Below are 1,047 nucleotides of genomic sequence, written 5' to 3' on the forward strand. Positions count from 1 at the left end.
CGCTCTTATGTAGAAACGCGGAAAGACCGTATAATTACACTAATTCGCCGGTAATCGGGAGGTATGTCTTCCACTGAGACAGCATTCGGCCGTCTGTTTCAGCAGTTGATCGAGTTAGATGTCATCAAGATCGATACGGAGCCGCTCGATGCTCGCATCGAGCGGCGACTCAAGGAATTCTGGGAGAACACGTCCTGTCCTCGTTGCGGGAATCAGCGTATCGTCACGTGGGAGAATACCGACCGTATTTGGTGTCGAGACTGTGATTTCAAGCCGGCCTACACCTACGGAACGCCCTTCCACGAGAAGCATCTCACCTGCGGCGAGATACTTCTCGCGTTCACGCTCTACGCCGATACGTTGCTCAGTATCAACCAGATTGCGCCGCTTCTCGATCGAGCCTACAAAACCGTTCACACGGTGATTCGGGAGGTGGAAGCCGCGGTTCAGCGCGGCTTCCCCGCGGTTTGGAAGCACCTCGACCAGATCATCGATGGACCAACGCAAGTCGACGAATCTGGCAGGGTTTGTTCGGGCTACAAAGGACAAGAGCCGCCGCGGAACAGCCGTTCTCGCGGCGGCTCGTCACGGTCTGGCCGGTCACGCTGGCGGGGGCGTCACGGTGATCAGCTGACGCTCGTCGCGGCGTGCCGCGACTCACTTCGCATAATTCGTGGACACCGTGGAATCGACTATCAAGGCGATCTTGAGCCAGTGATTCAGGAGGCTGAAGACCTCTCCCAGCCGCTGGGAGAGGTCTGGACTGATGGACTCCAAGCGTACCGAGAGATGGAGCGTGACCACCGAACAGTCATCCACAAAGAGAGGTACGTATCGCCCGACGGCGTCCACATCAACCAAGCTGAGTGCCTGTTTTCGATCGTCCAGCCGTGGCTGCGGAAGTTCCGCGGCCTGTCCAAGCAGGGCTTGGAACAGGCCGCTCACACCTTCGGTATCGTTCGATCACTCACTCTCGCTGGAGGATCTGTCGAGACAGCGGTTGAGTGTCTCGTTATCGGGTCTTTCCACAATTCTACATAAGAGCGA

The 1,047-nt window shown here is 57.1% G+C and carries 1 protein-coding gene; it reads left to right on the top strand.

What is annotated here, in order from left to right:
- Positions 1-63: 63 nt before the first annotated feature.
- Positions 64-1,041, top strand: a complete 978-nt coding sequence (locus NDI54_RS21390) for an IS1595 family transposase (RefSeq protein WP_310898332.1) — start codon at positions 64-66, stop codon at positions 1,039-1,041.
- The last annotated feature ends 6 nt before the right edge of the window (positions 1,042-1,047 follow it).

This window comes from Haloarcula terrestris (assembly GCF_031624315.1).
In the GTDB taxonomy this organism is placed as follows: Archaea; Halobacteriota; Halobacteria; order Halobacteriales; family Haloarculaceae; genus Haloarcula; species Haloarcula terrestris.